This window comes from Rhodococcus sp. T7 (assembly GCF_009872365.1).
In the GTDB taxonomy this organism is placed as follows: Bacteria; Actinomycetota; Actinomycetes; order Mycobacteriales; family Mycobacteriaceae; genus Rhodococcus_F.
Map to the genome: position 1 here is coordinate 84,842 of NZ_WXYH01000077.1, position 26,650 is coordinate 111,491.

General features: G+C 67.2%; 21 protein-coding genes. 7 read left to right on the plus strand and 14 right to left on the minus strand.

Features of this window, described 5'->3' with window-relative positions; translation table 11 throughout:
• Window positions 1–16 precede the first annotated feature (16 nt).
• From MLGJGCBP_RS10370 to MLGJGCBP_RS10385, 4 genes are read left to right on the plus strand one after another with little or no spacing between them, the layout of a single operon-like run.
• Window positions 17–1,138 carry a CaiB/BaiF CoA transferase family protein gene (locus MLGJGCBP_RS10370; RefSeq protein WP_160095296.1) on the plus strand — a complete coding sequence of 374 codons (1,122 nt, stop codon included), beginning with the start codon at window positions 17–19 and terminating at the stop codon, window positions 1,136–1,138.
• Between the two features lie 49 nt (window positions 1,139–1,187).
• Entirely contained in the window at window positions 1,188–1,982 is a 795-nt protein-coding gene (locus MLGJGCBP_RS10375; protein WP_236581020.1) for an enoyl-CoA hydratase/isomerase family protein, read from the plus strand.
• Window positions 1,979–3,133, plus strand: a complete 1,155-nt coding sequence (locus MLGJGCBP_RS10380) for a CaiB/BaiF CoA transferase family protein (protein WP_160095298.1) — start codon at window positions 1,979–1,981, stop codon at window positions 3,131–3,133. Before MLGJGCBP_RS10375 ends, MLGJGCBP_RS10380 begins: the two co-directional genes overlap by 4 nt.
• Before the next feature lie 16 nt (window positions 3,134–3,149).
• Complete coding sequence (locus MLGJGCBP_RS10385) at window positions 3,150–4,496, plus strand: phenylacetate--CoA ligase family protein (protein WP_160095300.1); 1,347 nt, start codon at window positions 3,150–3,152, stop codon at window positions 4,494–4,496.
• A gap of 34 nt (window positions 4,497–4,530) precedes the next feature.
• Here MLGJGCBP_RS10385 and MLGJGCBP_RS10390 read toward each other — a convergent pair whose 3' ends face one another.
• The 5 genes from MLGJGCBP_RS10390 to MLGJGCBP_RS10410 form a co-directional block, all read right to left on the minus strand.
• Entirely contained in the window at window positions 4,531–6,045 is a 1,515-nt protein-coding gene (locus MLGJGCBP_RS10390; protein WP_160095302.1) for a sugar ABC transporter ATP-binding protein, read from the minus strand.
• A gap of 11 nt (window positions 6,046–6,056) precedes the next feature.
• Window positions 6,057–7,142, minus strand: a complete 1,086-nt coding sequence (locus MLGJGCBP_RS10395) for a hypothetical protein (RefSeq protein ID WP_160095304.1) — start codon at window positions 7,140–7,142, stop codon at window positions 6,057–6,059.
• Window positions 7,139–9,331 (minus strand): ABC transporter permease, encoded by a 2,193-nt coding sequence (locus MLGJGCBP_RS10400; RefSeq protein WP_160095306.1) that lies wholly within the window; start codon window positions 9,329–9,331, stop codon window positions 7,139–7,141. Before MLGJGCBP_RS10400 ends, MLGJGCBP_RS10395 begins: the two co-directional genes overlap by 4 nt.
• Window positions 9,332–9,344: 13 nt before the next feature.
• The gene (locus tag MLGJGCBP_RS10405; RefSeq protein ID WP_160095308.1) at window positions 9,345–10,418 is read right to left on the minus strand and encodes a sugar ABC transporter substrate-binding protein; all 1,074 of its coding nucleotides are present in this window, start codon (window positions 10,416–10,418) and stop codon (window positions 9,345–9,347) included.
• Between the two features lie 62 nt (window positions 10,419–10,480).
• Window positions 10,481–11,500, minus strand: a complete 1,020-nt coding sequence (locus MLGJGCBP_RS10410; protein WP_160095310.1) for an ABC transporter permease — start codon at window positions 11,498–11,500, stop codon at window positions 10,481–10,483.
• Between the two features lie 273 nt (window positions 11,501–11,773).
• Here MLGJGCBP_RS10410 and MLGJGCBP_RS10415 point away from each other — a divergent pair, with 273 nt between their 5' ends.
• Both MLGJGCBP_RS10415 and MLGJGCBP_RS10420 read left to right on the plus strand, forming a co-directional pair.
• A complete protein-coding gene (locus tag MLGJGCBP_RS10415) occupies window positions 11,774–12,145 on the plus strand; it encodes a nuclear transport factor 2 family protein (RefSeq protein WP_160095312.1) in 372 nt (123 codons plus the stop codon).
• A gap of 79 nt (window positions 12,146–12,224) precedes the next feature.
• Window positions 12,225–13,301: a LuxR C-terminal-related transcriptional regulator gene (locus tag MLGJGCBP_RS10420; protein WP_160095314.1), complete on the plus strand. Its 1,077-nt coding sequence runs from the start codon at window positions 12,225–12,227 to the stop codon at window positions 13,299–13,301.
• Window positions 13,302–13,344: 43 nt separating this feature from the next.
• On the opposite strand, the gene MLGJGCBP_RS10425 is transcribed toward MLGJGCBP_RS10420, so the two are convergent.
• The 5 genes from MLGJGCBP_RS10425 to MLGJGCBP_RS10445 form a co-directional block, all read right to left on the minus strand.
• A complete protein-coding gene (locus MLGJGCBP_RS10425) occupies window positions 13,345–14,775 on the minus strand; it encodes an aldehyde dehydrogenase (protein WP_160095316.1) in 1,431 nt (476 codons plus the stop codon).
• Window positions 14,776–14,837: 62 nt separating this feature from the next.
• Window positions 14,838–15,962 (minus strand): NDMA-dependent alcohol dehydrogenase, encoded by a 1,125-nt coding sequence (locus MLGJGCBP_RS10430; protein WP_160095352.1) that lies wholly within the window; start codon window positions 15,960–15,962, stop codon window positions 14,838–14,840.
• A gap of 225 nt (window positions 15,963–16,187) precedes the next feature.
• Complete coding sequence (locus MLGJGCBP_RS10435) at window positions 16,188–17,783, minus strand: sigma-54-dependent Fis family transcriptional regulator (RefSeq protein WP_160095318.1); 1,596 nt, start codon at window positions 17,781–17,783, stop codon at window positions 16,188–16,190.
• Window positions 17,784–17,948: 165 nt separating this feature from the next.
• Window positions 17,949–18,863, minus strand: a complete 915-nt coding sequence (locus tag MLGJGCBP_RS10440; protein ID WP_160095320.1) for a mycofactocin-coupled SDR family oxidoreductase — start codon at window positions 18,861–18,863, stop codon at window positions 17,949–17,951.
• An 84-nt stretch (window positions 18,864–18,947) separates the two neighbouring features.
• Complete coding sequence (locus tag MLGJGCBP_RS10445; RefSeq protein ID WP_160095322.1) at window positions 18,948–20,039, minus strand: lactonase family protein; 1,092 nt, start codon at window positions 20,037–20,039, stop codon at window positions 18,948–18,950.
• 311 nt (window positions 20,040–20,350) lie between these two features.
• Between MLGJGCBP_RS10445 and MLGJGCBP_RS10450 the strand changes: the two genes are divergently transcribed.
• Complete coding sequence (locus MLGJGCBP_RS10450; protein ID WP_160095324.1) at window positions 20,351–21,697, plus strand: HNH endonuclease signature motif containing protein; 1,347 nt, start codon at window positions 20,351–20,353, stop codon at window positions 21,695–21,697.
• 113 nt (window positions 21,698–21,810) lie between these two features.
• On the opposite strand, the gene MLGJGCBP_RS10455 is transcribed toward MLGJGCBP_RS10450, so the two are convergent.
• From MLGJGCBP_RS10455 to MLGJGCBP_RS10470, 4 genes are read right to left on the minus strand one after another with little or no spacing between them, the layout of a single operon-like run.
• The gene (locus MLGJGCBP_RS10455) at window positions 21,811–22,881 is read right to left on the minus strand and encodes a zinc-dependent alcohol dehydrogenase family protein (RefSeq protein ID WP_160095326.1); all 1,071 of its coding nucleotides are present in this window, start codon (window positions 22,879–22,881) and stop codon (window positions 21,811–21,813) included.
• Between the two features lie 37 nt (window positions 22,882–22,918).
• On the minus strand, window positions 22,919–23,452 hold the full coding sequence (locus MLGJGCBP_RS10460; RefSeq protein WP_160095328.1) for a cupin domain-containing protein: 534 nt from the start codon (window positions 23,450–23,452) through the stop codon (window positions 22,919–22,921).
• Between the two features lie 44 nt (window positions 23,453–23,496).
• Window positions 23,497–24,891, minus strand: coding sequence for an MmgE/PrpD family protein (locus tag MLGJGCBP_RS10465; protein WP_160095330.1), 1,395 nt, complete (start codon window positions 24,889–24,891; stop codon window positions 23,497–23,499).
• 26 nt (window positions 24,892–24,917) lie between these two features.
• Entirely contained in the window at window positions 24,918–26,399 is a 1,482-nt protein-coding gene (locus tag MLGJGCBP_RS10470; protein WP_160095332.1) for an aldehyde dehydrogenase, read from the minus strand.
• Window positions 26,400–26,650 lie beyond the last annotated feature (251 nt).

The window sequence follows — 26,650 nt, forward strand, 5'->3', positions numbered from 1 at the left end:
ACGAAGGAGTGTGACGATGACCGGTCCGCTGGCTGGAGTCCGGGCACTGGTGCTCGCGGGAATGGGCCCGGTGCCGTACGTCTCGATGCTGCTCGCCGACATGGGAGCCGACGTGGTGCGGGTGGTGCGGCCGCCCAACCGGTCGGCGCGCGCGCTCAGCCAGACGGACGGTCTGACCGAGGAAGTCGACGTCGTCAACCGCGGCGTCGACGCGGTGGCCGTCGACCTCAAGGACCCGGCCGGGCGTGAGAGTGTGCTGCGCCTGGCCGCTTTCGCGGACATCTTCATCGAGGGCTACCGCCCCGGAGTGACCGAGCGGCTCGGTCTCGGACCGGACGACGTGATGGCCCGCAACGAGCGTCTCGTCTACGTGCGGCTGACCGGCTACGGACAGACCGGTCCCCGGTCACGGGACGCCGGACACGACATCAACTACGTGGCGCAGTCCGGCGCGTTGCATGCCATGGCACGGTCGGACAGTGCGCCCCGCCCGCCGATCAACCTGCTCGGCGATTACGCGGCAGGCGGTGCCATGGGGGCGTACGGCATCGCGTGCGCCCTCGTCTCCGCCGCCCGCACGGGGCGAGGCCAGGTGATCGACGCCGCCATGGTCGACGGTGTCGCGGCCCTGACCGCCAAGCTGCAGGGTTTGCGCGCGGCCGGCCTCTACTCGGACGATCCGGGGACGAACTTCCTCGACTCCGGGGCACCGTTCTACGACACCTACCGGTGCGCCGACGGCGGGTACATCGCCGTCGGAGCGCTCGAACCCGACTTCTATCGGGAATTCACGTCGCGTCTCGGCCCCGACACCGCCGACTGGCCCGACCAGAACGATCGCGAATCGTGGCCGCACCTGCGCAAGCTCATCGGCGACGCCGTCGAGCGCCGCACCCGCGACGAATGGGAGAAGGTGTTCGCCGGTACCGATGCCTGCGTCACCCCGGTGCTCACGTTCGACGAGGCTGCGGTGGATCCACACAACACCCAGCGGGGCGTGTACCGGACCGTCGGCGGCGTCCTGCATCCGATGCCCGCGCCGCGTTTCAGCGGCACCCCGGCGCGCGAACCCGCGACGCCGCGGGTCGGCACCGTCGCGCCCGCGGACGTCGCGTCTCGGTGGGGCGTCGGCGACTGACAAGGCCGCCGTTGCCCCGCTCGAACCGAGAAATTCCAGGAAGGAAGTAATGGTGACCAGCTACGAGGCCTTCACCTCACTGAAGGTCGACCGCCCCGAAGACGGCATTCTCCGCATCGTGCTCGACGGGCCGAACCTCAACGCGGTGGGCCCGGACGCGCACCGCGAACTGGCCGACATCTGGCCGGTGATCGGACTCGACCAGTCGGTGCGCGCCGTGGTCATTCGCGGAGCAGGTGATCGGGCGTTCTCGGCGGGCGGCAGCTTCGACCTCGTCGAAGACATGATCGGCGACTACGCGTCACGATCGCGGGTGATGCGTGAGGCCCGCGACCTGGTGCGCAACATCATCGAGGTCCCGCAGCCGATCATCTCCGCGATCAACGGACCTGCCGCCGGCGCCGGTCTGGTGGCCGCGCTGCTGGCCGACATCTCCGTCGCGGGCCGCCGCGCGAAGATCGTCGACGGTCACGTCCGGTTGGGTGTCGCCGCCGGCGACCACGCGGCAATCTGCTGGCCGCTGCTGACGAGCATGGCGAAGGCCAAGTACCACCTGCTGACCAACGAGGTGCTCACCGGCGAGGAGGCCGAGCGGATCGGCATGGTGTCGCTGTGCGTCGACGACGACGACGTGCAGGACCGGGCGATGGAGATCGCGCGGAAGCTGGCCGCCGGCTCGCGGGCCGGGATCCAGGGCACCAAGATGGCGCTCAACGGGTGGTACCGCCAGGCCATGCCGATCTTCGACGCCTCGCTGGGGCTGGAGTTCTTCGGCTTCGGTGGTCCCGACGTGGCCGAGGGTGTGTCCTCGTTCCGCGAGAAGAGGGAGCCGAAGTTCTCGTGACCGCAACCGAACAACGAACGCAGGGCCCGCTCGCCGGCATCACCGTGGTCGGGCTGGAGCAGGCGATCTCGGCACCGCTGTGCACGCGCCACCTCGCGGACCTCGGGGCCCGGGTGATCAAGGTGGAGGCCCCGGGCTACGGCGACTCGACGCGCGCCTACGACTCCGTCGTCGGCGGGATGTCGGCGCACTTTACGTGGCTGAACCACGGCAAGGAGTCGGCGGCGCTGGACCTCAAGTCGGCAGCCGACATGGGCATCTTCCGGAACATCCTCGCCACCGCCGACGTCGTCGTCAGCAACCTCGCGCCCGGCGCCCTCGATCGGCTGGGGATCGGCACCGGTGAACTGTCGCGGAACTACCCGCGGCTGATCGTCGTCGACATCTCCGGATACGGGAAGGGTGGTCCCCTCGACCACAAGCGGGCCTACGACCTGCTCATCCAGTCGGAGGGTGGCTCCTGCAGCATCACCGGCGCGCCGGGACAGCCGGCCAAACCGGGTATCCCGGTGGCCGACGTCGGCACGGCGCTGTACGCGTACTCCGCGGTCCTGGCCGCACTCTACGACCGGGAGCGGACCGGGCGGGGAGCGGTCATCCCGATCGCCATGCTCGACACCGTCGCCGAGATGATGGGGTTCGCCCTGAACCAGGTGATCCACGCCGGTACCGAGCCGGTGCCCGTCGGTATGGGCTCGCCGATGATCGCGCCCTACGGCGCGTATCCCACCTCCGACGGCCAGACTGCGGTGCTCGGGACGACCAACGACCGCGAGTGGCGGCGCCTGGCCGAGATGATCGGCCGGCCCGAACTCGCCGACGAACCGCGGTTCGCGCACAACGACACTCGCGTGGCGGCGCGTGACGAACTGGACGCCGTCGTGGCCGCGTGGTGCGCGGAGCACACGCTGGCGGAGATCCAGAAGACGGCGGACTCCGCGGGCATCGGCAACGCGCGGCTCAACAGCGTGCGCGACCTGGCCGAGCACCCGCAACTGGTCGAGCGCGGACGGTGGCGCGACGTGGGTACCCCGTCCGGCCCGGTGCCCGCGCTGCTGCCGCCCGCGGTGGCGGACGGGTGGCCCGTGCGCAGCGGTTCGGTGCCCGCACTGGGCGCGCACACCGACGCCATTCGCGCCGAATTCGAGTAGAAGGACGGTGAGTGCTATGGCTGTTCCCCATTCGGCACGGCATTGGAGCGAGGCCGAGTCGCTCGCGCCCGGCGACGCTGCGGAGCTGCAGAACACTCGTCTGCGTGAGCAACTCGAGTATCTCGCGGCCCGCAGCGGCTTCTACCGGAAGAAGTTCGCCGAGCATTCCGTCGACGTCACCCGAGTGCGGACGGTCGCGGACCTCGCCGGGCTGCCGTTCACCGAGAAGCAGGAATTGCGGGACAGTCTCGCGGCGACGCCGCCGCTCGGCAGCCACGTCGCCGCCGATCGCGCCGACATCGTGCAGATCCAGGCCTCGTCGGGCACCACCGGCAGCCCGTCCTACGTCGGATTGACCCGGAGCGACATCGACGTCTGGTCCGAGCTCGGGGCGCGAGCCCTGTACGCCAACGGTTTCCGGCCCGGTGACCGGCTGCTGCACGGATTCGGGATGAGCAAGGGCTTCGTCGGCGGAATCCCCGTCGTGCAGATGGCGCAGTACATGGGCATCGTGGACATCCCGATCGGCGCGGAGGCGGGCGCGGAGCGACTCCTGCGGGTACAGGCCGATCAGGGGCCCGACGCGTTGATCGGGACGCCGAACTTCCTGGCGTATCTGGCCGAGCAGGCTCCGGCGATCCTCGGCGTGGCCGCCCGCGATCTGGGTGTGCGGGCGATCAGCGTGGGCGGCGAGCCCGGCGGCGGTCTGCCCGCGGTCCGCGGCAAGCTCGAGTCGTTGTGGGGAGCGACGTCGCGGGAGATGCTCGGCGGCACCGACATCGCGTGCATCTACTGGGGCGAGTGCGAGGAGGGCGACGGCATGCACTTCCTCTCCCCGGACCTGATGGTCGCCGAACTGATCGACCCGTCGACGGGTGACATCGTCGCGCCGGTGGCGGGCGCGCAGGGCGAGTTGGTGTACACGGCCCTGCGCCGCCAGGCGTCGCCGTTGCTGAGGTTCCGCACCCGCGACCACGTGGTGGTCACCGGCACCGACTGCGCATGCGGCCGCACCGGGTACAAGGTGCGGTGCGTCGGCCGGACCGACGACATGCTGATCGTGCGCGGCATCAACCTCTTCCCCTCCGCCGTCAAACAATTGGTGTCGGAGCTGGCGCCGGCCACCACCGGCGAGATGCGCATCCGCGCCGACTTCGAGGGGCATTCCACCCAGAAGCCGCTCGTGCTCGTCGTGGAATACGCCGACGGACAACGCGCCGAGCAACAGGACGAACTGCGGTCGTCGATCGAGCAGCGGGTCCGGTCGGCGCTGGGCGTCAAGGCGGTGGTCGAACTCGTGCCCGAACTCACCCTCGCGCGACCGGACCACGTCAAGGTGAACCTCATCGAACGGCTGCCCTGACGGGTGTTCTGACGGGGGGCCGCGGCGCCGCCCGTCAGTGCACCGCCGCGAACATGAGGCTCTCCTCGTCGGCTTCGTCCGGTGAGAACTCGGCTGCGATGCTGCCCGCGCGTGCCACCAGGACCCGATCGGACAGTGCCTGGATCTCGGGCAGGTAGGACGAGATGACCACCACCGCGACTCCGTCGTCGGCGAGAGCGCGAATCATCGCGTGGATCTCGGGGATCGTGCCCAGATCCACACCGCGGGTCGGCTCGTCGATGATCGCGACCAGCGGCTTGCGGGTCAATCCCTTGGCGAGCACGACCTTCTGCTGATTTCCGCCGCTCAACTCCTCGAGGGTGGCCTTGTCCGGCGCGAGTGTGCGGACCTCGAACTGATCGACGAACCGCTGCGCCATCGTCTTCCGGACCCGGGGACGGAACAGGAACGGCAGTCGGAGGGCACTGCACAGGTGGCCGAGGTAGATGTTGTCCGCGATGGTCAGATGACTGAAGAAGCCGGAGGCCTTGCGGTCCTCCGTGATGTAGACGATGCCGGCCCGGCGGGCGTGTCGCGGTGTCCGGAAGCGAACCGGTTTTCCGTTGAGCTGCACCGTGCCACCGCGGAGGCGACGACGCTTCGTGATGCCGCTGATGATCATCGCGACCTCGCTGCGCCCCGCACCGACCAGCCCGTACAGGCCGACGATCTCACCCGCATAGGCGGAGAACGCCATGTTGCGCACCGCGGGCAGCAGCGTCAGGTCCTCGACCTGCAGTGTCGGCGTCGGTTCCGGCGTGCGGCCCGGTGGCACGCGCCCCATCTCGACGGTGCGGCCCACCATCATCTTGACCACCCGGTCGTGGGTGAACTCCGGTTTCGTCAGGGTCCCCTGGACCACGCCGTCGCGCAGCACGGTGATGCGATCCGCCTGCTCGAACGCCTCGTCGAGCATGTGGGTGATGAAGATGACGCCGATCCCGCGCCGTGCGAGACTCTGCATCGACATGAACAACTGCAGCCGTTCCTCGGGTGTCACCGATGCGGTCGGTTCGTCGAGGATCACCAGGCTCGCATTCCGGTGGACCGCGCGGGCAATCTCCACCATCTGCTTCTGGCCGACACCGAGTGAACCGGCCGCCACGTCGGGGCGGATGTGGAAGTTGTGCGATTCGAGTAGTTCCCGGGCAACGACATTGAGGTGACCGAGATTGTTGAACACCTTCTCGTCGCCCATGAACAGATTCTGGGCGACCGTCATCGACTCGACGAGCGACCCTTCCTGATACACCATCGCCACACCGGCTTCCACCGATTCGCGCGGTGTCGCGAACGTTCGCTCCCGCCCGGAGATCTCCAGGGTGCCGGTGTCGTGCGCGACCGCGCCCGAGATGATCTTCACCATCGTCGACTTCCCGGCACCGTTCTCACCCAGCACGGCGTGGACCTCGCCCGAGCGGACATCGAAGTCGACCCCGGCGAGCGCGTGGGTTCCGTTGTAGCTCTTGCCGACGTTCGTCAACCGGATCACCGGTGCGGCGGATGAGCCGTCTGCTACCTCTGACATCGTTGCCGTCCTCATCTGTTGTGCGCCTGTAGTTTCAGCAGATTTCCGTACCCGCGTGCCGCGGCGATCACCTGTCCGTCCCGAACGGCGACTCCGGTGACGCCGTGACGGTTGCTGTCGACGCGGGCGTGGGCACTCTCGACCACCCGCCCCATGCGGTCCATACGGAACACGAGTCCGCAGGAGCGGGCAGGCGCCCAGCTCTTCACTATCCCGAGCACCCGCAGCTGTCCCATCTGCATCGTCTCGGTGAAGGGGTCCCCGCTGTGCAGGCGGGGGACGAACCATTCGTCGCGGCTGATCGTTCCGACCATCTCGGCGAGCACCTCGGGTTCGTCGAGCAGCATCTCGGTGACCCGGTTGCGCACATACGGTGCGGCGAACCAGTAGCCGTCGTCGTCGGCGCTCATTCGACCGGGGTAGATCGGTAGGTTCGCCGTCACGGTGCGCCCCCGGTGCCCGAGCGCCGCGAGTTCGCGCAGTTCGACTCGGTGCTCGAGGCTGATCGAGACGAGCACGTCGCGGTCGGAGGCCATGCCGATCCCCGACGGCCATGCCAGACCTTCGGCGACCACCCGTGCCCGGGCGCCGTCCACCCGCACGATCCGTCCGGACCGATCGCCCGTGACGAGAGAACGTGCCCACTCCGCCGACGGTCCGGCGGTCGAGCCGACGGCGACGAGCAGAGCGCCGTCGGGGGTCGCCGTCAGCGCGGTCACACACGACGTGACCGACGGGTCCGTGCAGATCTCCGAGACCGCACCGGACGGTGAGATCGCACAGAGCCCGCGACCCTCGACCGCGGCGACGACGTCGTCGCCGACGTCCGCGAGGGCCGCCACCCTCCCGGAGAACTCGGCGCGGAGGACGGCCTCACCGTCGCGGAAGTCGAACACGAGGCTGCCGCTGCTGAAAACCGCAGCGCCGGAACGGGTGATCACCACGTCGTCGGGCTCGTACCGCCCGGGAGGCAGGAGCTCTCGTGCCTCGTCCAGCCGGAGGTTGGGTCGCAATCCGGTGTCCATCGGTGGCACTGTGCGGTGCCTGCCCCGGTTCGGGTTGATCCATTCTCCGATGGTGCGCAGGGTCGAACTCATCGGGTCACCTCCTCGGGAGTGCGCGCGCGAGCGGTCCCCGGCACCGCCGAGGGGTCGACGGTGCCGACTTCACTCGGGTCGAGTTCCAGCCGGCCGATACGGTTGTTGCTGACGCCGCACAGGTAGAGCGCACCGTCGCGTTCCTTCGCTGCGGTGACCATCGGATAATTCTCCATCGTCTCGTCCCAGAGCACCGACAGGATCTCACCGTGGTCACTGAACTTGATCACGCACGAGACGTTGAGCTGCGGCACCACCCAGTTGTCCACGGACACCTCGCGGGTCATGCGGCGACGGACCGCAGGATATTTGCCGAGAAGATCGGACATCTGGGTACGCATGGCGCACAAAGGCATCCAATAGTGCCCATCAGAAGACCGGTTGATGTTGTCCGGGTAGCCGGGCAGGTTCTCGAGCACCGGTTCGAGTTGCCCCGTCTTCGGTCCGGAGATCCAGAGCCGATCGACGCGGCACAGGCCGGTACTCGCGATGAGGATCGATTCGCCGTCGTGAGAGGTGCAGATGCCGTTGGGGAAGACGTAGTTGGACACGACCACCTCGGTCCTGCCGTCGGGAGTGACGCGGATGACCCGGCCGTTGGGCCGGAACTCGACGAGTTCGAGCAGGAAGTCCGCGGTGTTGGTCCGTGTGGAGAAGTCGGATGCGTAGATCGAGCCGTCGGGAGCGATGTCGAGATCGTCGACGGCGCGCAGGCCTGAATCGTCGATCAGTGACAGGCGACTGCGCCCCACCTTGTTGGCGACGAGTTCCGGTGCGCCGTCGGTCCCGATGCGGTAGATGCCCATGCCGCCCACCGCGACGACCAGGCGTCCTTCCGCATCCCACACGTGTCCGCACGGGAATCCGCCGGTGCGGGAGAAGATCTCCCCCTCGGTGTCGTCCTGACCGCGGAACCGCCACACCCAGCCGCGCTGGTCGCCACAGTACACGTTGCCGTCCGAGTCGACGGCGCAGTCCTCCGCTCCCCGGATCCTGCCGAGGCCGACCGGCGGCGCATCGGTGAGACGCCGGTTCAGGGACCAGACGGTGCCCGGTTCGGTGACGTCGACCAACGGGCCGAGGGACAGGCGGGCCGGGTCGATCTTCAGCTTCTCGACCGCCCGCTGCCGGTACTTTCCCCACTGCAGATCGAGGATCGTGAACACCAGCAGCACGGCCGCGAGAATGACCGTGTAATAGGAGCCCTGGGCTCCTTCGGCGACGGTGGCCTGCTGGATGATGGCAACCACGATCACGCCGACCGTGGCGCGGAGTACCGAACCGCGCCCGCCCTTCAGGCTCACCCCACCGAGGACGACCGCGGTCAGCACGATGATCTCCCAACCCCTTCCGATGTTGGGGTCGGTCCGACTGAGGCGCGCCGACGTCAGGATCGCAGCGGTGCCGGCCAACGCGCCGGACAGGGCATACGTCCAGAACGTCACGGCGGTGACCGGAATGCCGTTTCGGCGTGCCGAGCGCCGGTCGGATCCGGTGGCCGTCACCCACCAGCCCCACCGAGAGCGCGTCAGTGCCAGGTGCACGACGATCAGAGCCACCGCGAAGATGAACCACTCCGTGGGTATCCCGAGGATCGTGCCGTTGCTGAAGAAGTCCCACACGAGGGAGGGCTTGCCGATGCCGATCTTCGTGCTGTATGCGTTCTGCAGGGCTGCTGCCGCTCCACCGAACGCGATGAGTGTGACGAGGGTGGTGATGAACGGGCGCATCCGCCGATAGGCGATGAGGTACCCGTTGACCGATCCGAGTAGCGCCCCGAGCACGACGGCCGCCGGGACGACGACCGCGGTCGGCCACATCCACACCCGGTCGGCGACCATCGCCCCGAGCGCGCAGACGCCCACCATCGACCCGACGGACAGGTCGATGCCGCCGCCGACGAGGACGACGGTCAGGCCGAGCGCGAGCAAGCCGTACTCGGACACCTCGTCGAGAATGAGCGGCGCGTTGGCCGCGCCGACGTTCGTCGTCGCCAGGACGTACGCGCACAGTGCGAGTGCCAGCACGAGCGGGACGGCGCCCTCCATCCACCGCTTCTCGAACAGATCCGAGATCGTGCGGAACCGCGGGATTCGTTCGGACGGCCTGCCCCCGGTCAGGGGGAAGGCGTCGATTCCGCGGCGGAACGGGCCGAAGCCGCTGCGGCGCAATGTCGTCGATGTCGTCATCGGATATCGGTCCCTACCGGCTCGTGTAGCAGGCGATGGTGGTCTGGTCGACGTTGCTTCGGTCGACCACGGTGCTCGACACGTACGCGACCGAGTTGCCGGCGCCGGGTTGTGCGCCGCCGAAGATCAAGTTCTGGGCTGCCGCGGCGCCTCCGGCACCGATGCCCTGGACGTCGTAGGCCGCCGACGCGGTGACCAGTCCCTGCCTCAGCGCATCGCACCAGTTGCTGTCCGCGTCGAGGGTGTAGACGCCGATCGATCCCGGCTGCACCTGTCCTCGCGCCTCCGCTGCCTTGACCGTCTGCCCGACAGTGATCGAATTGAGGTCGAACGTCACCATGAAGCCGCACACCTCGCCCTGCTGCTGCTGGATCACCGACTCCGCGGCCGCCTGCGCCTGCGCATTCTGGAACTGCGAGTGGTTGACGAGAACCTTGTAGCCCAGCGGTTCCACCACGTCCTTGATGCCCTGATTCCAGAGGATCGACGCCGGGTCGTTGCCGGGACCGTCGATGATCGAGATAGTTTTGGGGGCGTTGCGCTTTTCGCAGTCCTCGACGGCACGACCCGCGATCGACTGCGCGGCACCGTAGACATCGACTCCGACGAACGCGTCACCGAGCCGGTTGGACATCATGTTGAGCACCACCGTGTAGATGCCCGCCTTCGCCGCCTGGTCGATGACGCTGTCGAGTAGCCCCTGATCCTGATTCTGGAGGATCAGCACGTCGGCCGCCTTGCGGGCGATCAGATCGTTGATGGTGCTGAGCATGCGGTCGCTGCTGAAGTTCGAGTCGTAGACCGTGAACTCCGCTCCCAGGTTGTCGAACGTGCGCTGCATCGTCGTGCCCCAGTTCTCGGTCAACTGGTAGCCCTTGTAGAGGATCGGTACGAAAGCGATCTTCTTGCCCTGCATCGCGTCGAGTGCCGTCTGTCGAGCCGGGAGCAGTTCGACGTTGGTACCGAACGCCTTTTCGCCTCCCTCGGACTGGGTTGCGGCAGCGCCGCTGTTGACCGTGCACCCCGCGACGGTGACGGTGGCCGCCACCGCCATGATGCACGCGGCGATCTTCTTCATCGTCTTCATGGTTCTCGATTCCTTCTGATGGCCGGAAAATCGTGTGTGAGTCGGGTCTTTCCGAACGGGTGTCATAGTTCGCCGGATTTCTCGGTCTCCTCGTTCCGCGGGTGCAGCCATGCGTCGAACGCGATAGCCGAGATGAGTACCGCTCCCCGGACGAGGTCCTGGACGGCGGTGCTCAGACCGTGAAGTACCAACAGGTTGTTGAGAATTCCGACGAACATCGCTCCGGCGAGGACGCCGAGGACGGTTCCCCGGCCGCCGGACAGCGACACTCCGCCGATCACCACCACCGTGAGCGCGGTGAACAGGATCGGGTCGAAGGACGTGATTGTCGTCTGCACGCTTCCCTGGATGGACATCGTGACGTAGCCGGCCAGCGCGGCCAGCAGTGCCGAGATCACGTAGGTGAGGATCTGCAGCGGCCGGACCGGGGCACCCGAGGCCCGGGCGGTGTCGAAGTTGTCTCCCATCGCGCGGATCAGGCGTCCCGGGGACGTGTACGAAATGAACAGCCAGGCGGCCAGGAAGGCCGACCCCGCGATGATCACGGGGCGCGGGACCCCGAGCACCGAACCGTTGCCGATCGCTGCGAGAAACGACGAGCCGGGAACGCTGTAGACGTTCTGGGTGAGGACGAGGATGTCGATGCCGCCGATCACCAGCATGCCGGTAGCGAGTGTCACGAACAGTGCGGGCACGTTGAGGAACGCGATGATCACGCCGTTGACGAGGCCGATGACCACGGCCAGGGCGACCATCAGGCCGATCGCCCGCCACTCGGGCATGCCGGTGCTCATCAGCGCCAATGTGGCCTGCGCGCAGCCGAGGCCGATACCGGCAACGGACAGATCCAAACCCTTGCCCAGGATCACGATCGCCTCGCCGACGGCGAGGATGCCGAATGCTGCGGACAGGCTCAGGATGCTGGTGAGGTTTCCGGTGGTCAGGAAGTTCGTTGTCGTCGCGCCGCCGACCAGTGCCAGTAGCACCGTGATGCCGAGGACCAGGAACGCCTGGTCGAAGCGGCCCAGGCGGCCGCGGAGCGTTACCCGGCCCGGGTCGGCCGCCACTGTTGCCGTAGTCATGGGACTCCTGTGTGGATTCGGATATGGGTGTCGACCGCAGCGAGGCGGAGGTGAACAGATCGAGTGAGTGACCTGTGTCATAGGGGTCGAGTCAGTGTGGCGAATGGTGCAGTGCGCCTGCATCTGCCCGCGGTCGGATTCCCACTACGACTTATGGACGATCCCCGGCATTCGGGTGGTGTCCAGATATCTGGACACTCGATCGGTTCACGTGCGGGCAGCATGGGTGACGCAGATCACCTGCAGCGAATCCGACAGGAAAGGTCCGACCACATGAGCAGCACCCCAGACCAGGCAACGATCGAACTCTCGGAGAATTGGGTCAAAGCCCTGGCGAACATCGACCTGTTCCTCGAGATCTGCGTCGAGGACTGTCCCGTGTGGCACAGCGCCGACGACAAGTGGGTCTCGGTGTCCGAGGCCGTCGCCGCCGTGTACGAGCGCGCCGGGGACGGCCCCGTTCCGGACTTCCGCCCCGAGGGAATCACTTTCACGGAAAAGGGCTTCTTCAACGAGGCGTCCGTCGAACTGGAGATGGGCGGCGAGCAGGTCAAGTTGCATCTCGTGCAGATCGTCGAGGCGCGCGACGGGAAGGCGGTGAGCGTCCGGGAGTACATCGGTCCGGAGATGGGCATCCAGCCCTGACATCGGGAAGCAGGGGGTGTGGCCTACATCATATTTGTATATGATGTAGGTCCGCTTTCTGGGAGTGGTGGAGATGAGTATGAGTTCTCTTGATCGACGGCAGAGTGATGTGATGCTGGACGCCGACGTCACCGCGCAGGTTCGCGAGCTGGGAATCGCTGCCGGTGACGTCCTGGACTGCAGCATTCCCGTCGCCGAGTGCTCGCGCGTATCGTCCGCGAAGCGGCTTCTGACGCAGGTGTGGGACAGCGCGGTCTCGGAGATGAATCGGCTCGGGGCGTGCCCCACGCCGCCTCGTCTGGCGGAGCTGACCGGTCTCCTCGGCCGAGTCCGCGAGCTGGAGTCGCTGGTCGAGGACGTCCGCGTCGCCGAGGGCGTCGAGACGATGCGACGGATACGCCGCGCACTCGGCCGCCTCCAGGCGCTGCCGACCGCGAACGAGTTGCTGTCGCAGGCCGCGGCGGAGGCGTGCACCATGGGGTTCGAGCGCGGGCTCGTCTCCACCATCGGTGATGCGACGTGGGACCTGCATTCGATGGTCATCGAGCGGGATCCCCGGCTGGCCCAGGACATGGTCGCGGCCGGCCGCGGCAATCCACCGAAACTCGACGGCTCGATCATCGAGTCGGACGTGGTCGACCGGGCCCGATCGGGCCTGGTGTTCGACGTCCAGAGCAATCCACGGGTGAATCGCCAATTGGTGTCGATGTCCGGGTGTACCTCGTACATCGTGGCGCCGTTGCGGTCGCACGGCAAGGTTGTCGGACTCGTCCACGCCGATCGCTATCCGGTCCGCGACGTCGATGTCACCGACCGCGCGGTGCTCAACCTCTATGCCGAGGGGTTGAGTCACACGCTGGCGCGAGTCTCGGTCATGGAGGGGCTCAACTCGCTCAGTCAAGGGATGGCCCGGTTGATGAGCGACGTGAAAATTGCTGCCACGCCGGAGATCGCGAAGAACGACGCACGCCATCCCGTGTTGTCGACCCGTGAGGTGGACGTCATCGAGCTGATGGCGGCAGGCGATGCCAATCGATCGATCGCACGGAAGCTGTCGATCTCCGAAGGAACCGTCAAGACGCACATCACGCATATCCTGCGCAAGCTCGATGCATCGAATCGTGCTGAAGCAGTAGCCTACTGGCTTCGTCGGTGACGTGCCGCAGAGCGAGCGCCGGGTTCGCTCTGCGGTCTTCTCGTCACCTGTTGCGGAATATGGTTTTGTACTCCAGGTAGGCGTCCAGGCTCTGGGGGCCGAGTTCGCGCCCGATGCCGCTGTTCTTCAGACCCCCGAACGGCGTTTCGATCGGGAGAGTCGACGTGTTCACCCCGACACTGCCGGTCACGATCCGCCGGGCGACCTCTGTCGCCCGGTCGAGATCGGGCGAGAACACCCCGCCGCCCAGTCCGTAATCGGAGTCGTTTGCGATGGCGATCGCCTCGTCGATGGTGTTGTAGGGAATCACGACGAGCACTGGGCCGAAGATCTCCTCGCGCGCAATGCGCATGCCGTTATTCACATTTTGGAAGATCGTTGGTTCCACGTAGAAGCCGCGGTCGAATCTCGCGGACCGCCCGCCGCCGATAACGACCTCGGCGCCCTCCGAGCGGCCGAGTTCGAGATACGACTCGACCCGGTCGCGCTGGGTCGCGCTCACGAGCGGCCCGAAAAAGTTGGCCGGGTCCGTCGGATCACCCTGCGGGATGGCGCTCAGTGTCGTGCTGAGCATCTCGACGATCTCGTCGTACCGCGACGAAGGCGCCAGCACCCGGGTCAGCGCACGGCACGTCTGGCCGGTATTCGGCGCGCACGCGGACATCACCAGGGGCGTGAAGGAGTCCAGGTCGACGTCGTCGAGCAGGATTCCCGCCGACTTTCCGCCGAGTTCGAGTGTGACGTGCTTGAGTTGCCTGCCGCATTCGGCCGCGATCGCCTTGCCCGCGACCGTCGATCCGGTGAATGCCACCTTCTGCACCCCGGGGTGCGCGACGAGGGCAGCGCCGGTCTCCCGGCCGCCGGTGACGATGTTGACCACACCCTCGGGGATGCCTGCGGCCTCGAGGATCTCCGCGAAGACCAGGGCGTCGAGGGAGGTCTCCGGTGCGGGCTTGATCACGGCGGTGCACCCGGCGGCCAACGCAGGACCCAGTTTCCAGGCGATCAACGGCTGGGGCCCGTTCCACGGGGTGATGGCGCCCACCACGCCGACAGGGTCGCGACGCAGCACTGCGTCACCACTGGCGGTCTCGACGAGTTGCTCGGTGTCGAGGCCGTCGGCCAACGACGCGAAGTACCGGTACGCGACCGGAACCTGGCTCTGCATGGCGCGGGAGATGCTGATCGGCGTTCCGTTCTGACGCGTGACCAGCGCCGACATCTCATCGCTGCGCGCTTCGAAGGCGGCGGCGATGCTGCGCAGGTAGCCGGCGCGCTCGGCGGGTGTGCGCGCCGCCCATTTCTCACCGGCATCCGCCGCAGCAGTCACCGCGGCGTCGATGTCGGACGCGTCGCCGTCGGCGATGGACGCGAACTGCTCCTCGGTGGCCGGATTGATCACGGGGATACGGTCCGCCGAGTGGGCGCGTTCCCGCCGCCCGTTGATGAAGTGGTGATCGTGATCGAATGTCATGAGGACTCCTGGAATCGGCGAAATGTCGAGTTCGAAACGCATCGGCGCGTGTTCGCGGCCGGTCATCCGTGATCGAAGACCACGATTCCCCGGATGTTCTTGCCCGCTTTCATGTCTTCGTATCCCTGATTGATGTCCTCGAGCGTGTACCGGTTCGTCACGAGTTCGTCGAGCAGCAGATTCCCCTGGCGATAGAGTTCGAGTTGCGCGGGAATGTCGGACGTCGGCCGACTCGCACCGAAGAGCGAACCCTGCAGGCGCTTCTGGCTCAGCGTGAGGTCGTGCAGATTGATGTCCCCGTCCTTGGTGAAGGTATCGCCGATCCCGACCGGGACGCACGTCCCGCCCTTGCGGACGGCAGCGAGTGCTTCACCGACGATCTTTCCGGTGATCACGCCCACGGTGACGATTGCCGAGTCGGCGCCCTGGCCGTTGGTCAGCGGGGATGCGATTGCGTTCGCCTCGTCGATCGTCGCGACCGCGTGCGTGGCACCGAACTTCAGTGCGGAATCCCGTTTGAATGCAACGGGATCGACCGCGATGACGGCACTGGCGCCGGCATGGGCAGCACCCTGGACGGCGTTGATGCCGATCCCGCCGATCCCGATGATGATGACGACGTCGCCGACGCGCACATCGGCGGAGTTGACCGCGGCACCCCAGCCCGTTCCGACACCGCACCCGGTGAGGCACGCGACCTCGAGGGGGAGTGCCTTGTCGATCTTCACCGCAGACGCGGTCGAGACGATGATGCGTTCGCAGAACGTTCCGAGCCCGGCCAGCTGTCCGACGGGCTTGCCGTCGAGGGAGAGCCGGTACGTACCGGGATCGTCGAAACGGCAGCCCGTCGTCAGGAGTGCCCCCAGATCGCAGAGATTCTGCAGCCCGCGGGCACACCACTTGCATCGACCGCACACCGGCAGGAAGGAGAAGACGACGTGGTCGCCGACCTCGTAACCGGGAGTGTTGGGGCCCACGGCCTCCACGATGCCCGCGCCCTCGTGACCGCCGGCGATGGGAAGTATCCCGGGCATCTGGTCACCGGTGGCGAAGTGATCGTCCGAATGGCAGAGGCCGGCAGCGACCATCTGGACACGAACCTCGTTCTGCCGCAGCTCGTCGAGATCGAGTTCGACGATCTCGTACCGTCCCGGGACGTCGAGCAGAACGGCCCCTCGCGTCTTCATGCGCGCACCCCCGGTAAGACGGACGTGCTGGTTCTGATGAGTGTCATCTGCTGACTCCTGGATCGGCACGATCCCGGTGCGGATCATGCGGTCGATGGATGCGACGGTTGCCATACTGGGCTCCAGTGTGGTTGCCGACGCGTTGTCCGGGAATCTGCCGCCGGTCGTATTCCGCTACGACCAAAAGACGATTGAATTACTTCGCTCGATGTACTGGTTGGAGGGTCACGCGATCTTGAGGACCCGGAGCCGGTTGTACAGGGTGGACCGGCTCACCCCGAGTGACTGCGCGGCCTTGAGCTTGTTTCCGCCCGCAGCCTCGATCGCCGCGACGATGACTTCCCGTTCGGCATGGCGAATGGGTGACAGCGGGGCACCGACTGCCCGGTACGGCGCGGGAAGGTCGGTCGGGATGACGTCGCCGGCGGAACGCGCCAGGGCCACGCTGCGGATCACCCGCCGAAGCTCGGCGAGGTTGCCCGGCCACTCGTGCGCCGCAAGGACTTGCAGCGTCGCGGTGGTGAGTCGCACGCCGGACGTCGCGGCCTCCTCCGTCAGCATCTGACGCGCCAACCGCGGAATCTCGTGGCGGCGCCGACGAAGCGGAACCAGGTCACGCCGTGCGGCGCAGACGGCGAGCAGAGACGGGTGAATCCCCGAAACGTCAGTCGAACTCGTCGACGTCAGGACGGTCTTCCGTCGAGTACCCCGGACGAGCCGGGCAACCAGGGTGGCCATCGAATCGGTGAGCAGATGCACATTTTCGATGACCACCACCGCACCGTCCCCTTGGAGTTCCCGGCCGAGCGCGACTGCCCACGCCTGCTCGCCGCTCTGCACGACATCCGCGGCGTCGACGATCGTCGATCCCGCCCGGGCCGCACGCACCGCCTCGGTGGTCCGACCGGTGCCGGTCTCTCCGACGACCAGAAGCGGCCAGTCCTCGACCATGGGGGCTGGGGGTTTCCGATCCGCTCTCGCCGTGGCGAATTCGACCAGCACACCGTTGCCGCCGTCGACGGGAGTGCAGGTGACGTCGACGTCGCGTCCGGATTCGAGCGTCAGGCGGTGGGTGGCGGTCGACTTGTGGGCTGCGTCGGCGGCGGCGCGGACCGTGGCATGGTCAGCGGGATCGAGGAGGGCCAGCGCAGCAGGCGTGGCAAGAACCATGCCCTCGCCGACCACCATCACCGAGCGGTCCTTCCGCCGGGCCGCGGAATGGAACTCGGCCAGCAGTTTCCGTTGCGCAACAGGAGTGTCGAGCGCCATGCGCTCCTCGATGTCCCGGACCACCCGTCGGGCGATCGGGGCGAAGTACCGGTGGTCCTCGCCGGCCCCGCCTCCGACGTTGAGGACACCTTCGAGTCGTCGCGTGATCGGATGGATGATCGGGTGGCCGAAGCAACTGAATTCGTGGAACGCGGACATGAAGTGCTCGGGGCCGTGAACGAGTAGTGGTTGCCGGGATTCCAGGACGGTCCCGACCGCGTTGGTTCCCACCTCGTCCTCGGCCAGCCGGATGCCGCGCTCGATGCCCGTCCAGTCGAGGGCATTTCGAACAGTGGGATGGGTGTGCCGGATATCCAGGATCCGGGCGTCGTGGTCGGCGAGGACGAACACCAGCGGCGCATCGTCGAACTCGAGGCAGACGCGATCAAGAACGGGCGTCGCGGCGCGTCCGAGGCACCCGTCCGATGCGACGTCGATCCTGTCCAGCTTCGGCGTCGTATCGCCGTCGACGCCACACAGTTGCGAACGCATCCATGACGACGCGATCTCCGGCCGAGCGTCGACCGTGGAATGCGCTGACCTACCGGGCACTCCGACACCACCTTTTGACCAGCTGCGATGACGACGAACTCGCATCACATGTGAGCGAGAACACAATATAATATATGTCAGCTCGGAGGCAAGGGGCGTGCGAGGGGAGACGCACAGACACCGGGCCCCGACCGAGTGCGGTCGGGGCCCGATGTCGTCAGAACGTCACAGGTCGTCGGGTGACTGGGCCGGCGAACGGTAGCGGTCGGCTTCCGGCCCCTCGGTCTGCGGCGCGAAGTTCACACCGGGCAGGAGGAGGTGGCCCGCGTCGACGGGCAACGCGACACCGGTGATGTGCTCGGCGTAGTCGGAGAGCAGCCAGCACGCGGCGTTGCTCGTGGCGTTTGGCGGAAGTGCGGGCCTGCCGGCCAGCGGTGCGTAGCCGTAGGTCGCGGCGATCGCCACACTGCGGTCGGCCTCCTCGCCCGGCGCGACGAACAACTGGTGGCCCATCGGGTTGTCCCAGATCTTCGCGTCCACCGCACCGGGGCAGACGGCGTTGCATCGCACGTTGTAATCCGCGATCTCCAGGGCGGTGTTCTTCATCAGGCCCAGAACGCCGTGCTTCGCGGTGATGTAGTGGGTGTAGCCGGCGGTAGCCTCGAGGCCGCCCACCGAGGCAATACATACGATCGCACCGTTGCGTTGCTCGACGAGGTGCGGCGCGGTGGCCTTGATGGTCCGGAACGTCCCGCCGAGGACGACGTCGGTGACCGTCGTCCACATCTGCTCGGTGATGTCCCAGGCCTTGGGTCCGAGGTCCCACAGTCCGGCATTCGCGATGACTGCGTCGAGTCGGCCGAACGTGTCGAGTCCGAGTGCGACGGCCGCGTCGAGTGCGCTCTGGTCGCGGACGTCGGCAATGGCGCTGACCGCACGCCGGCCGGTCTGCTCGACGAGCGCCTGAGTCTTGGCGAGATCGTCCTTGCTCGCCAGTTCGTAGCGTATTCCGTCGACGGGCGAGCAGATGTCGGTGATGATGACATCAGCCCCTTCCTTGGCCGCGGTCACCGCGTGCGCTCGACCCTGCCCGCGTGCGGCGCCCGTGATGAAGACGACCTTGCCGTCCAGTAGTCCCATGTCGATGTCCTTCCTGCCGGCGGTTCGCCGGGTGATCACGCGCCGTGGCGTCCGCCGCGGCGCAAAACAGCTAGGTAGGGGTGTTCACGCAGTATCGAAAGAGGCGAAGACTCCGGTGGCGCCGTCGGAGAACGTCACGCCCGTGTCGACGGGCGGTTCTCCCGTGGCCTCGAGTGCGCCGTTCGGCTGCACCCGGTACGTGAACACCTTCGCGGTTCCGGTCGTCGTGAGCGTGTCGATGGCGTAGAGCCGCTGTGCGTCCGGGCTCAGCACGACGCGGCCGGGGAAGTGTCCCGGTGCGGCGGGTGCGTCGGCACCCGGGAGGGGAACCAGCGCACCGTCATCTCGAATCTCGAATCCGTTCACACCGGGGCCGCCGGTCTGGGGCAGGTAGAGGAATCTGCCGTCCGGGGTGATCGCCATGCCGTGCGGAATCGCCTTGGTCGGAAAGCGTCCGATCGGTGTCAGGGCACCGTCGGGGGCGATGCGGTAACCGGAGACGTCGTTGGTTCCCTCGTTGGTGATGTACAGGTACTTGCCGTTCGGCGTCACGGACGGCAGCGCCGGACGGTCGCCCGTCGGCACCTGCGGTCCCGCCGGCGTCAGCCTCCCGTCGGATCCGATGGCGTAGGAATCCATCGTCGCGCCGATGAAGCTCGGCGCGAACAGGAATCGACCATCGGGCGAGACCACCGGAATGGACAGACCGCTCGTCGCACCCGGAATGGTCACCGAATCGACCAGCGACAATGCTCCGGACGACGCGATGGCATACGTCTGCACCTCGTTGGTGATCGAGCCGACGGTCGCGAACAGCCACTTCCCGTCCGGGCTCACGACCGCACCCACGATCGGCTGCCCCGGGGACAGCCGTGCGTTCTCCAGACGCGCGAGGGCGCCGTCGTCGCCGACGCGGAATCCCTGCAGTGATCCCGAAACGGTGTGCGCGACATACGCGAATCGGCCGTTCGGCGTGACCGCGACCGACAGAGTGCCCGTATCGGTGGGCACCGGCTGCCCGACGGGCGTCAGCCGGCCGTTCGATTCGCGCAACACTCCGATGTTCGACGAACCCGTGCCGCCGACCAGAAGATAGCTCGACTCCGCCGGAGCCGCGCCTGCTGTCGAAGTGGTGACAGCGCCGATGGACAGGGCCGCGGCAAGTCCGGTCGCCATTACGGTCGTACGTATTCGCACTCGCAGCATCTCCCGGGCCGACGGTATTCGTCCGGTCGCCTGTGGGTTCCGAGTCGTCAATGCAACCTCCGTGGTTCCTCGTATCGGTGAGTGGCACCTGATCGCGCGGGGACTGTCGCTTCGCCATGCTGAACGTAGACCGGGAAGAGGGGGCAGAAGTGTCCAATTATCTGGACACTCTGCTGTACATCCAGTTAGCGGTTGGGTTGCGCCGTGCCGAATGCGTTTCGGCACAGGAGAATTACTGGAAAACTCTTGACTCGAACTGGTGTTCGATCTAGTCTTGATGCATGGGGGACGGGGAGAGAACTCAGGGGGCGTTGCCGGACGGTGATCCGGCCGATTTCGACACGCTGCGGTTGACCGAGGCGCAGTTGCTCGAGACGGCGTTGGCGGTGTCGGCGGAGATCACCCGCCTCGAGGCGATTCGGGTGAGACTGATGGACGTGGATTCGCGCTGCCGGGTCGACGTGCTGGGCCATCCCAATGCGAAGGCGTGGCTGGCGGCGCACACGATGCTCGAACCAGGGGCGGCGGGACGGATCGTGAACCTGGCGCGAGGGCTGCGGGCGCAACCCGAGGTCGCCGGAAAGTTTTACGGCTGCAGGATCTCCGCGGATCACGCGGGGCTGATTCTGCGGTTCTGCGAACGACCGCCGAAAGGAATGCCACTGAGCGCGCTGGGTCCGGTACTGGACGCGTTTCTGACCGCAGCGGACGGACCACAGGCCCGCACCGACCTGATCCGCGAGGGCATCGCGAAGGTGGAGCGAATCTTCGAAAGCGACGAGCACCCCGCGAGCGAAGACCTCGACCGCAACGAACTGCACGCGTCGAAAACCCTGAACGGACGGGTGTCGGTCAAAGGTGACCTGGATGCGGTGACCGGCGAGATGCTGCTGACCGCATTGTCGAAGCTGGCCGCACCCCGGCCGGCGGCAGACGGTGCCAGAGACGAACGCACCCCGGGGCGGCGTCGTGCCGACGCGTTCGCCGAACTGCTGCGCCGCTATCTCGCAGCAGGATTGAACGGCACCGAAGCCGGCGAACGCCCCCACATCAGCGTGCAAGTGCGGGCGCGAGACCTCGCCTACGCCCGCGGCACCGACCGCAGCGGCGGCACCAGCGCGCACACTTCATCCCCTAGTGGTGACGGGCCCGCATCTGCGGAGGACTGGGCGGCGGTGCTGGCGGAAACGGGAGTGGCGTGGGCGGCCTGGATGGGACCGCTGACGATCACCGCTGCCCGGCATCTGGCGTGTGATGCGCAGGTGAGCACGGTGATTCTGGACGATCACGGCGCACCCCTGGATGTCGGGTTGACCAGCAGGACGGCCACCAGAAAGCAGCGTCGGGCGTTGGCCGTGCGCGACGGTGGGTGCGCATTCCCCGGGTGCGGAGCGCCGGCCTCGTGGTGCGAGGCGCACCACGCGGTCCATTGGGTCGACGGCGGCCTCACCGACATGGACAACCTCGTCCTGCTGTGCGGTTTCCACCACCGGCTCATCCATCACGACGGGTGGGAGGTGCAGATCGGCGCCGACCGGCACCCGTGGTTCATTCCCCCACCGAGCGTCGACCCCTTCCGGCAACCACTGCCCTCCCACAACCGGCGGGCCGGACCAGCCGCGGCCTGACCGGCCGCGGCCTGACCGGCACAGCGCCGCAACGCAACTCCATCACCCACAGACGCCCCGCATCCGAGCTCCCCCCTCGGATGCGGGGCACCCGCCATGCCAAACAGCCGCCGTTAGAATTCGATGACGGCCTTACCGCGCACCTGCTGGTCGAACTCCTTGTACGCGGTTTCCGCGTCCTCGATCTTCCAGCGGTCGGTGAACAGAGCGTCGACGTCGATGCCGTGCTGCGCGACGAAGCGCGCGCATTCGCCCATCCCGACGTTCGAGAACGTGTAGGAACCGATGATCGAGATCTGCTTGATCACGATGTCGGGCGACACATCGAGTTCGATGTTCCCGCCGAGGCCGACCAGGGCGATGCGGCCCCACGGGCCGAGGCACCGGGTGCCCGCGACGCGTGCGGAGGGGGCGCCGGAACTCTCGATCGACACGGTCGCACCGCGACCGCCGGTGATCTCCCGGATCGCTTCCACCGCATCGGTGCTGCTGGAGTTCACGACGTGGTGCGCACCGAGTTCCCCGGCCCGCGCGAGGCGGTCCGCAGCGATGTCGACGGCGATCACCTCGGCGCCGAGAGCGGAGGCGAACTGGATCGCGGATTGGCCGATGGGGCCGAGTCCGAACACAGCGACCGTATCCCGCCCGGTGACGTCCGCTCGCCTGAGCGCGCCGAAGGCAGTTCCTGTGCCGCAAGCGATTGCGGCGCCAGCCGAGAAGCTGATCTCTTCGGGCATCGGCACCAGGGTCTCCGCCGGGACCACCATGTAGGTGGCGTGACCGCCGTGCGCGGTGGCACCGTAGATCGTGGCGCCGTGGGTGCACATCTGGGTCCAGCCGGTGCGGCAGAGGTCGCAGAATCCGCAGCCCTTGTAGTGGAACACCATGACGCGGTCACCGACGGTGAACGCGCGCGGGTCCACGTTCGGTCCGATCTCGGCGACGACGCCGCACGGTTCGTGACCGGCGATGATCGCCGGATTCTCACCGAGGCCCCGTGACGCGAAGTCCTTGAACCCGAGCGCTTTGAGCGCCGCCTCCGGTGGGTCACGGTAGAACTTCAGGTCGCTGCCGCACAGGCCCGACGCCTTGATTTCGACGACCACCTCGCCCGGTCCCGGTGTGGGATCGGGGAAGTCGAGGACTTCGAGTTCGCGGTTGCCGCGAAAAACTACACCGCGCATCAGGAGGTCTCCATCCGGTCGATGGCCGGTACGGCGCTCATCGGGTGCCCGCCATCATGGTGGCGATGATCAGGACCGGTTCGCTGGTCCGGTTGCTCCAGATATGCTTGATGCCGCGATTGACGACCGTGTCGCCCGGCTTCAGCAGGGTTTCACCGGTCTCGGTGACGGCCCACAGTTCACCGGTGAGGACGGTGACGACGTCGATCGTGTCGGTCAGATGCCACACTCCGCCGTCGGTACTGGCGTCGCCGTCGTGCGAGTCGGCGCCGTGGAATGCGTCGAGCGACTCCTTGTAGCCCTCGGCGTCGAACTCCGAGTCCGGCGGGAAGCTGGCGAGGCGGACAACGAGGCCGTTCTTCGGCGGGTCGATGACGGGGTCGGCGCCCAGGGTCGACGGGGCCAGCACGTCGACGGGCAGACTGTCGAACTGCCAGACGTCCATGACGGTGAAGCCCGGCTGGGCGGTGCGGGTGGTGGTGTTGCCGTCCGAGATGAAGGTCGACTTACCGTCGGCGTCGAGGCCGGTCAGCACGACGCGGGCCTGGGCGTTGAGGTGTTCTCCGCTCATCGTTCACTCCTTGTGGTGGGGCTGGTGTGGGTGTCGTCCGAGGGTCAGACGTGCAGCAGGGCCGCGAAGTCGGACGCGGGCTGGTCGAGATCGCCGCCCTGGATGGCCTGCAGCAGGGCTTCGCTGGACTCGGTGCCCATCGCGGTCACCGTCAGGTCCCGGAACTTCGCGTCCAGGTCCTCCTGCGACATCGGGTTCTCGGCGGTGCCGGTGGGGTTGTCGACGAACAGGCTCTCGCTGGTGCCGTCCGTGTAGTTGACGGTGATGTCGCCGACCCATCGGCCGGGGTAGGTGGTGTCCAGTTCGGGTTTGACCTCGATCTTCACCTTCTGTGCGAGGGTTGCGACGTCGCTGCCGGCGCCGAGGTCGAGGCGGCCGGCCATGTACTCGTTGTGGGTGCGGAAGCCGTTGCCCTTGCCGAGCAGCGACAGCGAGAACTGGAACGGCAGGCTGTACTGCAGGTGCTCGATGATCTTCGGTGCGTAGGCGTTGGCGTTCTTGTTGCCGATCACCACGTCGCCGCCGGTCTGGATGCCCAGCAGCACCGAGTCGACGTCCGCGGCGCGGGCCGCGAGTTGGCGGGCACCGTCGATGTAGGCGTGGTTGATGCCGCAGCAGCAGTAGGGCTTGACCCACACGCGAGTGATCTCGAACGTCTTGTCGAGGCCGAACGTGGCCGCGGCGTCGTCGGCGACGGGGCGTCCGACGAACGTGCGGTAGAAGCCCTTCCCGCCGGTGAGGAACGTCGTCGGACCGGTGATTCCCGCGGCGGCCATTTCGGCGGCGCGGATCCCGTTACGGGTGCCGATGCCGGAGTGGATGCGTTTGATCGAGCCACCGGACGACGTGTACTCGGTGGTGCCCGAGGCGTGACTGAGGGCGATGGCGAGCGCATGCACGGTCGTCTCGACGTCGAAGCCGCGCATCTTCGCGACGACGGCGGCCGCACCGAAGTTCGACAGCAACCCGTGCGGGTGGAAGCCGCGCTCGAGCAGTTGGGGCGCGGCCAGGTTGCCGATGCGGGTGTAGACCTCGTAGCCGGCGACGATGCCGGTGATCACCTCGCGCATGGTGGCGCCGAGTTCCTCACCGACCGCCAGTGCGGCCGATACGACGCAGCTGCCCGGGTGTGAGGAGCTGGCCCGGTGGGCGTCGTCGTATTCGAAGCCGTGGCCGAAGGAGGCGTTGACGAATGCCGCGTCCGCGGCGCTCATCTCGTCGCCTATCGCGGCGACGTGTGCCTTGCCCGGAACGTGCGCCGCGCGGGTCAGCTCGAGCAGTGCCTTGCTCCAGGGCAGCGAGGCGCTTCCGACCTGAAGGGCGAGCTGGTCCTGCATCAGGCGGCGCGCACCGGCGAGCGCGTCGGCGGGGATGGAGTCGAAGGTCAGATCCGTGACGAGCCGGGCGGCAGCTTCTTCGACGGGGGGGATGGTGCCCATGTGTGTTGCCTTTCGGTAGGTCGGGGTCAGGAGAGCGAACCGAGCAGGCCGCCCGGGATTCCGTAGGACTTGAGCTCGACGTAGGCGTCGAAGCCCTCGAGGCCCGCCTCGCGGCCGATGCCGCTGTTCTTGAAACCGCCCATCGGGGCGCTGAAGCCCGCCGGGTTTCCGTTGACTTCGATTGTGCCGGTGCGGATGTGGCGTGCCACTGCCAGCGCGTGCTCGGGGTCGGCGGCGAACACCGATCCGTTGAGGCCGTACTCCGAGTTGTTGGCGATGTCGATCGCCTCGGCCTCGGTGTCGAACGTGTGCACCGTGAGAACGGGGCCGAAGATCTCTTCCTGCGCGATCTTCGCGGCAGGGTCGACGTCGGTGAAGATCGTGGGCTCGACGTACCAGCCGCGGTCGAGACCGTCGGGACGTCCGCCGCCCACCAGCAGAGAGGCGCCGGATCCCTTCGCGTCGTCGATGTAGCCCTCGACCCGGGACCGCTGGTTGGCGCTGACCATCGGCCCGATCTCGGTGGCGGGGTCGAACGGGTCGCCGACGGGCATCGACTTGATCAGGTCCACCAGCCGGTCGTGGAGTTCGTCACGCCTCGAGCGCGCCACCACGATTCGGGTCTTGTTGCTGCACACCTGGCCGCTGTTGCGGAGCGAGACCGCGCGGATGGCGGCGACCGCGGCGTCGAGGTCGGCGTCGTCGAGCAGGACCGCCGCGGACTTGCCGCCCAGTTCCAGGGTCACGCGGCGCAGATCCTGGCCGCAGAGTGACGCGATCCGCCGGCCCGCGGCCGTCGATCCGGTGAAGGAGACCTTGTCGATGCCGCGGTGCCGCACGAGGTATTCGCTGGCCTCGCGCTGCGCGGGGACGATGTTCACGACGCCGGCGGGGAGGCCGATCTCGTCGAGCATGGCGGCGAGCAGGTACGCGTCGAGCGGGGTCTCGGGGGAGGGCTTGATGACCATGGTGCAGCCCGCCAGCAGCGCCGGGGCGAGCTTGATCATGGTGATGAGCAGCGGGGCGTTCCACGGCACGATGCCGGCGACGACCCCGACCGGCTCCCGGGTCACCAGCGCGCTGCCGGTCGCGGACGACCGTGTGTCGGCCCACGGGTAGACGGGGGCGAGGTCCAGGAAGGAGTCCAGGAGCAGGCGCGGTCCGATGGACTGCATCTTCGTGGACAGGGTGATCGGGCATCCCATCTCGGCGCTGACGAGTCTGGCGGCGTCGGCCTCGCGCGCGGCGAGTTCCGCGCTGAGCTTCCGGAGGACCGCGATCCGCTCTTCGAGTGCCATCCGGGGCCAGGGCCCCTTGTCGAACGCCTCGCGAGCCGCGTTGACCGCCGCGTCGATGTCTTCTTCGACGCCCTCCGGGACGCGCGCGACGAGCTCCTCGGTTGCCGGCGAGATCACGTCGAAGGTGCGCTCCGATGCCGGCTGCACCCACCGTCCGCCGATGAACAGCTTGTCGTACTGTCCCTGCCAAATTTCTGTCTGCACACTCACGGTGCTGCTCCTTCTTCTGTCGATAAGGGGTGGAAGTGGTCCGGATCGCAGGCGGGACCGAAGTGTCCGGCTTGGTGGGCGGAGCCTTCTGCTCGATATGTGAGCTGCACCATGCAAAGTATATAATGTTCCATAGCTCCATGGAAGTGCCTTGCCGTGATCCACCCGACTGGGAGTCGCCTCGATGGGGTACCCCGATCCGGCGGGGCTTGACCCCACTGTAAACGATATATAATATTTTGCTGAGACGA